Source organism: Bacteroidota bacterium, from assembly GCA_038746285.1.
GTDB lineage: Bacteria > Bacteroidota > Rhodothermia > Rhodothermales > JANQRZ01 > JANQRZ01.
Genome location: JBCDKT010000031.1, coordinates 33039 through 45131 on the forward strand (window position 1 = coordinate 33039; position 12093 = coordinate 45131).

A 12093-nucleotide genomic window follows, 5' to 3' on the forward strand; every position below is an offset into this window, starting at 1 on the left:
TGGTGACGAAGCGAACGTGGCAGCGCTGATGGCGAAGCATGCCGACGTGCCAATGGACTTCGCCGACGCCTGTCTCGTGCGGATGACCGAGCAGCGACGGGACTGCGAGGTCGTCACGGTGGAGGCGATTTCCTCATCTACCGCCGGCACAGCGACCAGGGGACCGATGTGAGATGCCCGTGAGGAGGATGGTGGAACCGACGGGACATGGTGAGGTTAGTTGATCGCTTGTCGCAACAAGCGTTCACTCCAGACCCCTGGTGCTCATGGCCACCGCCGCCACTGTCGTCCGCTACCTGCTGGGCGCGATGCTCTTCGTCTTCGGCCTCAACGGCTTCCTCAACTCCATCCCGCAGCCCCCGCCGCCCGAGGCCGGGGGAGCGTTCCTCGGCGCGCTCGTCACCGGCGGCGTGATGCCGCTTGTGAAGGTGTTCGAGGTCGTGATCGGGGCGCTCCTGCTCGCCGGCCGGTTCGTGCCGCTGGCACTCGTGATGCTCGTCCCGATTGCCGTCGGCATCGTGCTCTACCACCTCGTCTTCGACCCGGCGGGCGGCGTCCCGGCCTACGCGCTGGCGGCGATGACTGCCTTCCTGCTCTGGGCCTACCGCGATGCGCTCATGCCGCTCCTCGTCCAGCGTGCCCAGCCGGCGGTCTGACCGAGCCGGTCCCGCGGCCGCGCAACTCCGGCTCGGCGTGGTCGTAGGCGTCCGGGCCTGCTGAGGCAGACGCCCGACTCTCGCCCCTGGACTCCCGACCCGCCCCCGTGCGCACCGCGCTTCTCGAATTCGCCGAAGGCCTCCGCATCGCGCTCCGGGCGATCTGGGCCAACAAGCTCCGGGCGGTCCTGACGACCCTCGGCATCATCATCGGCATCGTCTCGGTCACGGCGATGTTCACGACCATCAACGGCATTGAGCAGGGGTTCGACCGCTCGATGGCGATGCTCGGGACGAACACGCTCTCGATCGACAAGAACCCGCAGACGCTCGAGAATGACTGGTGGCGCTACGTCAACCGCCCGCCGATCACGAAGGCCGTCGCCGAGGCCGTCGAGGCGCGCTCGCGCTACGCCGTCGCCGTTGCCCCGGCGGTCGGGACGGTGCGCGGCGTCCAGTACAAGGACCGGGAGCTATCGACCGTCTTCGTGCGCGGGGCCACGCCCGCGATCGCCGAGATCAACAGCCTCGACCTGTCCGCCGGGCGGTTCTACAGCGAGATCGAGGAGCGCTCCGGCCGGCCGGTCTGCATCATCGGGCGGGACGTGGCCGAGGCGCTGTTCCTCAACGAGACGCCCATCGGCAAGTACATCCGCGTCGGCGGGAAGCGGGTGGAGGTCATCGGCGTGCTGGAGGAGCAGGGCAAGTTCCTCGGCCTCGTCTCGTTCGACACCCAGGTGACGATGCCGCTCTCGGTGTTCGAGAACGCGTTCGGCCTCAGCCGGTGGCGGCAGATCTCGGTGCAGGTCAAGGTGGACAACGCCGACAACATGGTCGCCGCCGAAGACGAGCTGACCGGCATCGTCCGCGCCGTGCGCGGCCTCGACCCGATGGAGGAGGACAACTTCGCCATCAACCGCAACGACGCCTTCGCCACGCAGCTCGCCGGCGTCAAGGCGGCCATCTACGGGATCGGGCTGTTCCTGACCGGCCTTGCCCTGCTCGTCGGCGGGATCGGGGTGATGAACATCATGTTCGTCTCGGTCCGCGAGCGGACGCGCGAGATCGGCATCCGCAAGGCCGTCGGGGCCAGCCGCCGGGCGATCCTGACGCAGTTCCTCCTCGAAGCCGTCGTGGTGTGCATGATCGGCGGCCTGTTCGGGGTGGCGCTCTCCGGCGTCGTGACGTACCTCATCAACCAGGTCTTTACGGCCGTCCTTTCGCCCGCGACGGTCGCGCTCGCCTTCGGTATCTGCGTCGGCGTGGGCGTTTTCTTCGGGTTCATCCCCGCCTGGGCCGCTGCCCGGAGCCGCCCCATCGAAGCGCTGCGGTACGAATGAGTTTCTAGTTTCTGGTTCCTCGTTTCTGATCGAGCTAGAAGGACCGGAAGCGTCAAACTAAAAACTAGAAACTGTAAACCAGAAACTGCAAACCAGAACCCCGTGCTTTTCCTCGAATACCTCCGCATGGCGTTTGAGTCGCTCAGGAGCAGCAAGCTCCGCAGCGCGCTTACCCTCCTCGGGATCGTGATCGGCGTCTTCTCTGTGATCGCGGCGGTGACGGCGGTGCAGGTGATCGAGGTCTACTTCAACGACACCTTCCGCGGGATGGGAGCCAACACGTTCTACGTCACCAAAGTCGACCGCAACGGCATCCAGATCGGGCCGGAGGACCCGAGCCTTCGCAACCGGCCCAACCTCACCTACGCCGACATGGAGACGCTCCGCCGGCGCGCTGACCTCCCGGTCTCGATTGCCCCCGACGCCTGGTTCGGGCGCCACGCCGTGAAGTTCAGCGGCGAGGAGACCGAGCCGAACGTCAGCCTGCGCGGGGTCAACCAGGACTGGGCCGTCAACAACGGGTTCGAGATCGAGCAGGGGCGCTTCCTGACCGAGGACGACGTGCGCTACGCCCGCCCCGTCGTCGTGCTCGGCGCGCCGATTGTCAAGCAACTCTTCGACGTCGAGCAGCCCCTCGGCAAGAACGTGCGGATCGACGGGCGGCGCTTCCAGGTCGTCGGGACGTTCGTCGAGAAGGGCGCGCTCCTCGGCGACTCGCCGGACAACATCGCGATGGCCCCGGTCACCCGGACGTTCGACATCTACGGCCGGCTCGACCGCAACATCTCGTACGACATCCGCGCCCCGAGCGCGCCCATGCTGCAGGCGACGATCGACCAGGTGACGGGGCACCTCCGCATCATCCGCGGCGTGCCCCCGCAGGACGACGACAACTTCGACGTGGTCACCAACGACCTCATGCGCGGGCCGGTCGACTCGTTCACCGCTACGCTCACCGTCGGCGGGGCGGCGATTGGGCTGATCGCGCTCCTCGCGGCCGGGATCGGGATCATGAACATCATGCTCGTCTCGGTGACGGAGCGGACGCGCGAGATCGGCATCCGCAAGGCGCTCGGCGCGACGCGGCGCGACGTGCTGAGCCAGTTCCTCCTCGAGGCCGTCTTCCTCTGCCAGATCGGGGGGCTGATCGGGATCGGCCTCGGCGTGCTCGGCGGCAACGCGCTCGCCTTCGCCTTCGACCTGCGGGCGACGTTCCCGTGGGCGTGGGCGTTGATCGGCGTAGTCGGCGTGACCGTCATCGCGCTCGTCTTCGGCGTGTATCCGGCTTACAAGGCGGCGCGGCTCAGTCCCATCGAGGCGCTGCGGTACGAGTAGGCGTTTCGGGTTCCTGGTGCATAGTTTCTGGTTTCTCTTGGATGAGACCGATGCCAGACGAAACGAGAAACGAGAAACTCGGAACTAGAAACCCAAAAGAGGTCGTCGGCGCGGCCGCGGCCCGGCTCGTCGAGTCCGGGATGCGGCTCGGCCTCGGGACCGGCTCGACGACCGCCGAAGCCCTCCGCGCCCTGGGGCAGCGGATCGAAAGCGAGGACCTCGATGTCGTCGGCGTGCCGACCTCGTTCGCAGCCGAGCGCCTCGCCCGCGCCGTTGGCATCCCGCTCGCGACGCTCGACGACTGCCCGCCCCGCTCCGGCGGGGTGGACCGGCTCGACCTCGCCCTCGACGGGGCCGACGAGGTAGCGGATTACGACGGCGCGCTCCACCTCATCAAAGGGCGCGGCGCGGCGCACACGCGCGAGAAGGTCGTCGCGGCGGCGGCAGACCGGTTCGCCGTCCTCATCGACCCCTCGAAAGAGGTAGACCGGCTCGGGGCGACGATGCCGGTGCCGGTGGAGGTGCTGCCGTTCGCGGCGGGGCCGGTCGAGCGGGCGCTCCGGGCGCTCGGCGGCGACCCGGCGCTGCGAATGGGCGAGAAGAAAGACGGGCCGGTCGTGACCGATCAGGGGTTCTGGGTCTTCGACACCCGCTTCGAGCCCATCGCCGACCCCGCCGCGCTCGGTGCGTCGATCCATGCCATTCCCGGCGTGCTCGACCACGGCCTGTTCATCGGACTGGCGACCGAGGTCCTCGTCGGCGAGCCGGACGGCACGGTGCGGCGAATGACGAGCGCCGAGTGACGAACGACGAATGGCGCGGGTGAGCCGCCAAGACCGTCTGACTGTCCACCGTCCACCGAACGCAGGGAAACGCCGAGCCGGGACGACCGTACCACCATCCTCCACAACCGCCATTCACCCAAGCCCTTCCCAATCATGGCTCAGTTCTCCCTTCCCGACCTTCCCTACGACTACGACGCCCTGGAGCCGCACATCGACGAGCAGACGATGCGGATTCACCACACGAAGCACCACCAGGGCTACACCAACAAGCTCAACGCCGCGCTCGAAGGCACCGGGTGGGCCGGCAAGCCCATCGAAGAAACCCTCGCTGCCCTGGACTCGCTGCCCGAGGACAAGCAGACCGCCGTCCGCAACAACGGCGGCGGCTTCTTCAACCACGGCATCTTCTGGACTACGATGTCCCCCAACGGCGGGGGCACTCCGACCGGCGACCTCGCCGAAGCCATCGACGAGAAGTACGGCTCGTTCGACGCGTTCAAGGAGGCGTTCGAGTCCGCAGCGAAGGGCCAGTTCGGCTCCGGCTGGGCGTGGCTCGCGGTCAACGAGGACGGTGGCCTGCACATCCACGGGATGCCGAACCAGGACAACCCGGTAATGCACGGCGACAAGCCCATCCTCGGCATCGACGTGTGGGAGCACGCCTACTACCTCCACTACCAGAACCGCCGCCCGGACTACGTCAGCGCGTGGTGGAACGTGGTCAACTGGGACGAGGCCGACCGCCGGTACCGGAAGTACACGTCGTAGGGCAGCGGGCAGCCTAAGACAGGGCGGTGGGCCGGAGGCTCGCCGCCCTTTTTTAGCACAGGCAGGCACGCCTCGTGGTGGGATTTGAAAGTGAGCGTGCCGTACCTTGCAGCCAGAGCACAAGGCGAGCCCCTGTTGATGTTATCGCCGCGTGCTCGCGTCACGTACTTCTTCTCACCCAACAACCCACACGCCATGAACCGTTTCGCTACTGCCACCCTGGCTCTTGCAGCCATCCTGACCTTAGCTCCGCTGGCCGCAGCGCAAAGCACTGCCACGAGCAAAATCACCGACCACACGCCGGTAGAGGTCTCCGACCGAGGGGGCCCCGAGAACGATGACGTAGAAAATGCTACCGTCATCACCGCCGCCGAGGTCTACGAAAGCTCGACCATCGGCGCGACGAGCGAAGAGGACGAAGAGAATGCCTCCTGCACCTTCGGTTCCCCCGACGACGACTCCGGCTTCTCCGTCTGGTGGTCCTACACGCCCCTCACAGACGGAGACCTCACGCTCGACACGGACGGCTCCATGCTCCCTGACGGAGCCGGGTTCACCGACACCATCGTCACGATCTATCAGGCCGGTTTCGAGGTCGAGTGCAACGACGACGATCCCAACAACGAGCCGGACTCGGGTGACTTCACGTCCCGCATCGAGGACTTCGGGGTAGACGCCGGCGAAGAGTACCTCATCCGCGTCTCGACCTACTCCGGCGGTGGGCGCGAGGAGGGGCAGGTCCTCCTCGCGGTTACCGGGCCGGAGGGCACGCCGGGTGGCCTCTCCAGCGAAGAGACCAGCACCGTCACCACCCGCCTCAGCCAGCCGTCCCCGAACCCAGTCACGTCCCGCGCCGCGCTGAACCTCACCGTGGGCCAGGCGCAGCGCGTCACCGTGGCGGTCTACGACCTCCTCGGCCGCCGCGTGGCAGACCTCTTCGACGGTGGCCTGGCAGCGGGCCAGGTGCTGGCGCTCGCCTTCGAAGCCGAGGCGCTGCCGGCGGGCCTGTACGTGATCCAGGCGCGCGGCGAGGCGTTCTCCGAAACGCGCCGCGTAACGGTTGTTCGCTAGCGTCGCCTCGCGGCGTTCAGACTCCGCCCTCGCCCTCCCGCCGCGGCGGGAGGGCGTTGCGCTTTCTTTGGCCTCGCCTACGTCTGCCCACCAAGCCCCCTGACCCCTGCGGCGATGCACGCGAGCCCGCCCGACCTCTCCGCGACCTCCCCCGACTGGACCCCGCTCACGCCGTTCTGGGAAGCGGTCGGAACGCGGTCGTTCGTGTCCTCCGAAGACGGCGATGCCATCCGCGTCCGGTACTACGCGGACTCTGACGGGCGGACGTGGGCACGGGCGTGGTTCGGAGCGGCGGCCGAGGGGCCGCCCGGCCACGCCCACGGTGGCGCGCTGGCAGCGCTCCTCGACGAAGTTATGGGGATGGCCGTGCTCGCCACCGGCCGGGTCGTCGTGGGTGCCCGGATCGAGGTCGACTTCCGGGCACTCGTGCCACTCGGCGCCGTGGTAACTGTCGAGGCTACCGTCGGGGAGGCGGACGGAGTGAAGACGCCTGTCGAGGCTACGCTGCGGCTCGGCGGAGGGCAGACGGCGTGCGAGGCATCGGGGCTGTTCGTCGAGGTCGGGGCAGAGGGGATGGGCGCCGCCGCTGAGCGAGCCGGCCGCTAGAGCCGAGCCCTACGGCAGGCGAGGCTCGCCAGCGAATTCCGTTGGCCTAGTGTGACGCAGGGGTGTCACCGGCGCGTCGTAGCCTGAGGCATCACTCACCCAGCGCTGCCGCCATGAGCTACCTCGTTGTCACCACCCTCGACGTTGCCGACACCGACCGTGCCCGCGTCGAGCGCGAGCTGGCTTTCCTCGGGCTCCGCAACCAAGTCGAGGGCGACGAGGCTGACCTCCCGCGCAACGTCTACGCCGGGTTCTTCGACGCACCGACCGCGCACGCGCTCCGCCGCCGGGTCGCCGACGAAGTTCAGGGTACGATAGGCCGGTTCGTTGCGGGTGCCCGCGTGCTGGTCTCAGTCGGTGGGCACGGAGGACTGCGCCGGGCGGCCTGACCGCTGACGGCGCGGTACCTTGCAGGGTGGACCTGCCCGATGACATCGCCCTCCGCTTCGCCGTCTGCGAAGCCGCCGCCGACCCTCCGCTCGACGTGCTCTCGGCCGAGGAGCGCGCGCGCCTCAGCGGGTTCGGCAGCGCGAAGCGCCGCCGCGAGTTCGCCCTCGGCCGCGACGTGGCGCGCCGGCTCCTCGCCGAGCAAGTGGGGACTCCGCCCGAGGCCGTGTCGCTGCGCGTAGCCGAGGACGGCGCGCCGGAGACCGAGACCGGGCATCTCTCGATTGCCCACGCCTCGACCGACGACCGGACCCTCGCCGCCGCCGCCGTCTCACCGCTGCCGGTCGGGGTCGACCTCGAGGTCGTCCGTCCCCGCCGCCCCGACCTCTACCGGCGCATCTTGCACCCGGACGAGCACGGGCTAATCGAGACGCTTCCGTTCGAGCACGACGCGGCGCAGGTGCTCGTGTGGACGCTGAAAGAGGCCGCGCTCAAGGCGATGCGGACCGGCTTCCGCGTCTCGCCCCAGGCGCTCCGCTTCGTCGTGCCCCCGTTCGAAGGAATGGCCGTGCTTCGGCACGAGGGCGCGCTCTGGGACCTGCAGTTCGCCGAGGTCGAGGGCTGCTTCGTCGCCGTCGCGTTCGGGACGGCGCCCTGAGCTACATCGCCTCTTGCACGCGAGCGTCCGGCGGCATAGCAAAGAGGCTAGCCGGAGCGTCGGGCAGGAACTCGAGGTCGGTGACGGTGCCGCGCGCTGCGGCCTCGCCCGTGCCGTCGCCGGTCCACGCGAACGAGCGGAAGCCCTCCTGGAGCACGATCCCGCTCGCGGTCTGCGCGCCGTCGTAGAGCATCAGCCGCTCGGGCGTCGAGCCGCCCTCGGGGAAGAAGCCGGGGTAGGAGACGACGTAGCGCACGCCGCCCACCTCCCGCGTCTCGGGGTCGAGAAGCAGGAAGTAGTAGTCGTCCGGCGCGTCGCCCGTGCCGGCCTCAAACGTGGCGCGGACGAGGTCGTAGGTCTCGCCCTCAGCCGTCATCTGCCCGGCCGCCTCCAGGTTCACGCCGGGGTCGGCGAGGACGAAGGGCATGGCGACGAAGTAGTACGGCGTGAGCGACCAAAACCGAGCGTTCGTCGGGAGCGAGTCGGTGCCGATCACCCACGCCTCCTCGCCCGTCCACCCGAACGCCGCCGACGAGTCCGGCACAGACGAGTCTGGGTTCATCAGGTGCCGCGCCCGGGCGCTCCAGGTGTCGACCGTCTGCTCGGTGTCGATGGGGTCGTCGCCGGTGAGGCGCTCGTAGCGGTAGCGGAAGTGGACCGGCCCGTTGGCGTACCACCGCTCCAGCCCACCGTGCGCGTCAATCGCTGCGAGGACCAGGCGGCCCCCTTCGGTGGCTTCGAGCCGCGCCGTAGCCTCGGCCACGCGCTCGGCGATCACCGCGTCCGACGGACGGGCGCGGTCGCTGGTCGCGGGCTCGGCGGTCGGCGGTTCGGGTTCGGCGGCGCAGCCGGCGAGGAGGAGGGCGAGGAAGATGAGGCGCTTCATAGGAATAGAGGCGTTAGGGAGCAGGGACGAATTGAAAGCCCTCGCCGCGGCGGACGACGTAGCCCAGGCCGGGGAACGGGAGGTGCGGTCCCCAGATCTGCAGGCCGTCGTCCGCGGCGCGGCCGAGGAGCGCCCGCCGCGTGGCGACGGTCTGCTCGGGGATCGCGTCGAAGGCGAAGAGCCACTCGGGGTGATGGAAGAGGGCGACGTAGTGGTTCGCCGCGTCCATCGGGAGCATGAGCTGGGCGTCGCCGTCGGCAACGAGGAAGGCGGAGTGGCCCGGCGTGTGGCCCGGTGCCGCAACCGACGTGAGGCCGGGCACGACCTCGTCGCCGTAGGCGAACACATCGAGCTGCCCGCTCGCCGCGAGCGGATCGAGCTTGCTGCGCACGAACTGAATCGTGCCGTCCATCTCCTCGTTGCCGGTCATCGTGTAGCCATCGACGAACGCCCGCTCCGGCTCCGGCATGAGGTAGGCCGCGTTCGGGAAGACCGGCGCGCCGCCGAGCGTCACCGCCCCGATGTGGTCCGGGTGCATGTGCGAGATCACGACCGTGTCCACGTCCTCGGCACGGACGCCGAGCGCGGCTAGGGTGTCGAGGAGCCGTCCGCCGCCGTCGGCTACAATCGGGAGGCTGTAGTCGCCGAGGCCGGTGTCGAGGAGGACCGTGCGGTCGCCGCGCTGGAGGAGGGCGACGGTTACCGGGACGGCCGCCGCGTCAGTCGGGAGGTTGTGCTCGGCGAAGAGCGCCTCGACGGCCCCCTCGGGTGCGCCGCCAGAGACGGCCGCGAGCGGGGCTTCGAGCGCCGCGTCCTGCACCACCGTGAGTCGTGTATCCCCGATGGCCGTCTGGTAGAACGGAGCCGGGTGGTCGTCGCGCCGGCGGTCCGGCGTCGGGGTCGCCGTTGCGGAGAGCGGAGCGAGGCCGAGGCCGAGGCCGTCGAGGCCGACGCTGCGGAGGGCGTCGCGGCGGGAGAGGGTATGCATGGCGGCGTGGGTTGAGGTGAGGGAAAAGCGCTCTACGCGTCGGCCGGCTCTTCGTGGGCGAGCGCGACGCCGGTGGCGGGCCAGAGGGGGTAGTCGGTATAGCCTTCGGCGCCGCCGCCGTAAAAGGTATCGCTGTTGGGCTCGTTGAGTGGGGCGTCGAGTCCGGCAGCCTGGGCGGCGAAGCGGAGCGGGAGGTCGGGGTTGGCGAGGTAGGGGCGGCCGTAGCAGATGAGGTCGGCGCGGCCGTCGGCGAGGGCCTGCTCGCCCTCTTCGCGGTCGTAGCCGCCGTTGGCGATGAGGGTGCCGTCGTAGTGCTCGCGGACGACGCGGAGCATGTCCGCCCCGTCGGCGCGGACGGCGTGGACGTACCCCAGCCCCACCTCTTGCATCTTCCGTGCGGCGAGGCCGAAGGTCTCGGCCGGGTTGTCGTCCGTCGTCCCGAGCCGGCCCTGGCCGAACGAGAACCGGACGCCGACGCGCGCCGGGTCCCACGTCTCCAGCACGGCCTTGGTGACCTCGGTGAGGAAGCGGACCCGGTTCTCGGCCGAGCCGCCGTAGGCGTCGCTGCGCTGGTTCGACGACGACGAGAGAAATTGCTCGACGAGGTAGCCGTTGGCACCGTGGATCTCGACGCCGTCGAAGCCGGCCTCGTGCGCCCGCCGCGCGCCGTGGCCGAACTGGCGGACGGCGTCTGCGATCTCGTCCGTCGTCATCGCCTTCGGGGTGGGGAAGTCCTCCATGCTGAAGTCCGGTAGCATCACCTCACCCTCAGCGGCAATCGCCGACGGGGCGAGCGGCGGCGCGCCGTCGTGGTAGGCCGGGTGCGAGACGCGCCCGACGTGCCAGAGCTGGAGAAAGATGCGCCCGCCGGTCGCGTGGACGAGGTCGGTGACCGCCCGCCACGCCTCGACCTGCGCGTCGGAGTGGATGCCGGGTGTGAGCGGGTAGCCCTGCCCGCGCGGCGCGACCTGCGTCGCCTCGGTGACGATCAGCCCGGCACTCGCGCGCTGCGCGTAGTAGGTCGGGGCGAGACGGTTGGGAACGGTGCCGGCGTGGCGGCTCCGCGTCATCGGGGCGTAGACGAGCCGGTTGGGGAGGTGGAGCGGACCGAGGGTGTGGGCGGAGAGGAGCGACATGGAGAGGGAGGAGAGGTGGAGAGAGGTGAGACGGGGTAACGCGCTCTGCGGCGACGGGTTCAGGCGGTCTCCGGGACGAAGCCGTGCAGCCGGTCGAGGAGCGCGTTGAGCCGCTCGGCGTCGGCGTCCGAAAGGGCACCGGTCACCGCGTCGAGGCCGGCGAGGCCGGCGTCGATCTCGTCGAGCAGTGCGAGACCCGCCTCGGTGATGCGGACGTCGACGCGGCGGCGGTCCTCGGTGCACGGCTGCTTGCTGACGAGCCCGCGCGCAACGAGCCGGTCAACGAGCCGCGAGGTGTCGCTCGCCCGGTCGATCATCCGCTTGCGGAGGCACGAGGTGCTGAGCGTCCCTGCTCCCGTACGGTGCTGGCCGCGCAGGATGCGGAGGATGTTGAACTGCGGCTGCGTCAGGTCGTGCGGCTCCAGAAACGCGCGGATGCGGTCCTGGAGCCACGTCGCCGTGTAGAGCAAGTTCACGCGCAGCCGGTGGTGCGGGCTGGCAAACGTGCCGGCGAGCGGGTGCGTATCGGTGTCAGCCATGAGCGGTGTGGGAGCGCGGGGAGGACCAGAGCCCTCCTCGCGCTCCGCGCGTGTCAGGTCAGGCGAGGACGGCAGCCGGGAGCGGCTTCGCCTCCGGGAAGTCGACCGGGATGTCGGTCGCGTTGTGGAGGTAGTTCGAGAAGGTTTTGACGGCGATCAGCCCGGTGAGGTCCACGAGGTGGGCCTGGGTGTAGCCCGCGTCGAAGAACGCGTCCAGGAGCGCCTCGCCCGGCCGGCCCTTCGTCTCGACGAACGCCCGCGTGAGCTGGGTCAGCGCCCGGAGCTTCGGGTCGCTGGTGGTGCCGGCGCGGAGGCCGAACGTCTCGTCCTCCGAGAAGCCGTTCATCTGGGCGAGCGCCGTGTGCGCGGCGAGGCAGTAGGTGCAGCTGTTGACCTCGCTCGTGGCGAGGTAGACTGCCTGGGCCTCGCGGTTCGAGAAGTTGGCGTGCTCGGCGGCGTGGGAGAGCCCGAGGCCGGCCAGGAAGGTCTTCGGCGAGTGCGCCTCGTAGGCGTAGAGGTTGGGGAGCGTGCCGAGCTGCTGCTCGATCTGCGCCAGCGTGTCGCGGGCGTCGGCGTCGGCGACGTCGTCGAGGGTGGGAACGGTGTAGTGAGGCATGGTCGTCTGGGGTTGGTTGTGATGGGAGCTTGTATCAAAGTCAAAACATCAATATTTCGACATCAAATAAAAAACTCACCTACGCTCTGGAGAGCGGTCCGGTCTCGGAGCACAGCAGAGCACAGCAAAGCCCGGCCCGCCATGTGGCAGACCGGGCCGGAAGGGTCGAGGCGGGGTGCCTCTAGAGCTTGTTAGCAACTTGAGAGGCCCTGATGGCGCAGAAACGCTGCTCTGCTACTGTTACCTCCTCACATCGAGTCATTCCCGACCCTGATCGGGAATCCAGAAGGCGTACTACAAGCTCTGGATTCCCGCCTGCGCG

Annotated in this window: 15 protein-coding genes; 10 read left to right on the forward strand and 5 right to left on the reverse strand. The window is 69.2% G+C overall.

All coding sequences use genetic code 11. The features are described from left to right. The first annotated feature begins 28 nt into the window (after positions 1–28). The 10 genes from AAGI91_11120 to AAGI91_11165 all read left to right on the forward strand — a co-directional run bounded on the left by AAGI91_11120 (position 29) and on the right by AAGI91_11165 (position 7606). Entirely contained in the window at positions 29–172 is a 144-nt protein-coding gene (locus tag AAGI91_11120; protein MEM1043168.1) for a hypothetical protein, read from the forward strand. Between the two features lie 94 nt (positions 173–266). Next, a complete protein-coding gene (locus AAGI91_11125) occupies positions 267–656 on the forward strand; it encodes a DoxX family protein (protein ID MEM1043169.1) in 390 nt (129 codons plus the stop codon). Between the two features lie 107 nt (positions 657–763). Beyond that, complete coding sequence (locus tag AAGI91_11130; protein MEM1043170.1) at positions 764–1996, forward strand: ABC transporter permease; 1233 nt, start codon at positions 764–766, stop codon at positions 1994–1996. Between the two features lie 102 nt (positions 1997–2098). Then, a complete protein-coding gene (locus AAGI91_11135; GenBank protein MEM1043171.1) occupies positions 2099–3331 on the forward strand; it encodes an ABC transporter permease in 1233 nt (410 codons plus the stop codon). Between the two features lie 50 nt (positions 3332–3381). Next, positions 3382–4134, forward strand: coding sequence for a ribose-5-phosphate isomerase RpiA (rpiA, locus tag AAGI91_11140; protein ID MEM1043172.1), 753 nt, complete (start codon positions 3382–3384; stop codon positions 4132–4134). A 135-nt stretch (positions 4135–4269) separates the two neighbouring features. Beyond that, the gene (locus tag AAGI91_11145) at positions 4270–4884 is read left to right on the forward strand and encodes a superoxide dismutase (protein MEM1043173.1); all 615 of its coding nucleotides are present in this window, start codon (positions 4270–4272) and stop codon (positions 4882–4884) included. Between the two features lie 195 nt (positions 4885–5079). Continuing rightward, positions 5080–5955: a T9SS type A sorting domain-containing protein gene (locus AAGI91_11150; protein ID MEM1043174.1), complete on the forward strand. Its 876-nt coding sequence runs from the start codon at positions 5080–5082 to the stop codon at positions 5953–5955. A 114-nt stretch (positions 5956–6069) separates the two neighbouring features. Then, positions 6070–6561, forward strand: coding sequence for a PaaI family thioesterase (locus tag AAGI91_11155; GenBank protein MEM1043175.1), 492 nt, complete (start codon positions 6070–6072; stop codon positions 6559–6561). Positions 6562–6674: 113 nt separating this feature from the next. Then, on the forward strand, positions 6675–6950 hold the full coding sequence (locus AAGI91_11160) for a hypothetical protein (protein ID MEM1043176.1): 276 nt from the start codon (positions 6675–6677) through the stop codon (positions 6948–6950). A gap of 26 nt (positions 6951–6976) precedes the next feature. Then, positions 6977–7606, forward strand: coding sequence for a 4'-phosphopantetheinyl transferase superfamily protein (locus tag AAGI91_11165; GenBank protein MEM1043177.1), 630 nt, complete (start codon positions 6977–6979; stop codon positions 7604–7606). 1 nt (position 7607) lies between these two features. Here the strand turns inward: AAGI91_11165 and AAGI91_11170 are convergent, their stop codons facing one another. The 5 genes from AAGI91_11170 to AAGI91_11190 are packed head-to-tail and all read right to left on the reverse strand — an operon-like array spanning position 7608 to position 11771. Beyond that, on the reverse strand, positions 7608–8492 hold the full coding sequence (locus AAGI91_11170; protein MEM1043178.1) for a hypothetical protein: 885 nt from the start codon (positions 8490–8492) through the stop codon (positions 7608–7610). A gap of 13 nt (positions 8493–8505) precedes the next feature. Next, entirely contained in the window at positions 8506–9480 is a 975-nt protein-coding gene (locus AAGI91_11175) for an MBL fold metallo-hydrolase (protein MEM1043179.1), read from the reverse strand. A 32-nt stretch (positions 9481–9512) separates the two neighbouring features. Continuing rightward, complete coding sequence (locus tag AAGI91_11180; protein ID MEM1043180.1) at positions 9513–10616, reverse strand: alkene reductase; 1104 nt, start codon at positions 10614–10616, stop codon at positions 9513–9515. Between the two features lie 59 nt (positions 10617–10675). Beyond that, positions 10676–11155: a MarR family transcriptional regulator gene (locus tag AAGI91_11185; GenBank protein MEM1043181.1), complete on the reverse strand. Its 480-nt coding sequence runs from the start codon at positions 11153–11155 to the stop codon at positions 10676–10678. A gap of 58 nt (positions 11156–11213) precedes the next feature. Next, positions 11214–11771, reverse strand: a complete 558-nt coding sequence (locus AAGI91_11190; protein ID MEM1043182.1) for a carboxymuconolactone decarboxylase family protein — start codon at positions 11769–11771, stop codon at positions 11214–11216. Between the last annotated feature and the right edge of the window lie 322 nt (positions 11772–12093).

Excerpts from the sequence above, each read along its gene's own strand:
- AAGI91_11175 (MEM1043179.1), bottom strand. The coding sequence starts at position 9,480 with ATGCATACCCTCTCCCGCCGCGACGCCCTCCGCAGCGTCGGCCTCGAC.
- AAGI91_11190 (MEM1043182.1), bottom strand. The coding sequence starts at position 11,771 with ATGCCTCACTACACCGTTCCCACCCTCGACGACGTCGCCGACGCCGAC.
- AAGI91_11185 (MEM1043181.1), bottom strand. The coding sequence starts at position 11,155 with ATGGCTGACACCGATACGCACCCGCTCGCCGGCACGTTTGCCAGCCCG.
- AAGI91_11180 (MEM1043180.1), bottom strand. The coding sequence starts at position 10,616 with ATGTCGCTCCTCTCCGCCCACACCCTCGGTCCGCTCCACCTCCCCAAC.
- AAGI91_11160 (MEM1043176.1), top strand. The coding sequence starts at position 6,675 with ATGAGCTACCTCGTTGTCACCACCCTCGACGTTGCCGACACCGACCGT.
- AAGI91_11155 (MEM1043175.1), top strand. The coding sequence starts at position 6,070 with ATGCACGCGAGCCCGCCCGACCTCTCCGCGACCTCCCCCGACTGGACC.
- AAGI91_11150 (MEM1043174.1), top strand. The coding sequence starts at position 5,080 with ATGAACCGTTTCGCTACTGCCACCCTGGCTCTTGCAGCCATCCTGACC.
- rpiA (MEM1043172.1), top strand. The coding sequence starts at position 3,382 with ATGCCAGACGAAACGAGAAACGAGAAACTCGGAACTAGAAACCCAAAA.
- AAGI91_11170 (MEM1043178.1), bottom strand. The coding sequence starts at position 8,492 with ATGAAGCGCCTCATCTTCCTCGCCCTCCTCCTCGCCGGCTGCGCCGCC.
- AAGI91_11125 (MEM1043169.1), top strand. The coding sequence starts at position 267 with ATGGCCACCGCCGCCACTGTCGTCCGCTACCTGCTGGGCGCGATGCTC.
- AAGI91_11145 (MEM1043173.1), top strand. The coding sequence starts at position 4,270 with ATGGCTCAGTTCTCCCTTCCCGACCTTCCCTACGACTACGACGCCCTG.
- AAGI91_11120 (MEM1043168.1), top strand. The coding sequence starts at position 29 with ATGGCGAAGCATGCCGACGTGCCAATGGACTTCGCCGACGCCTGTCTC.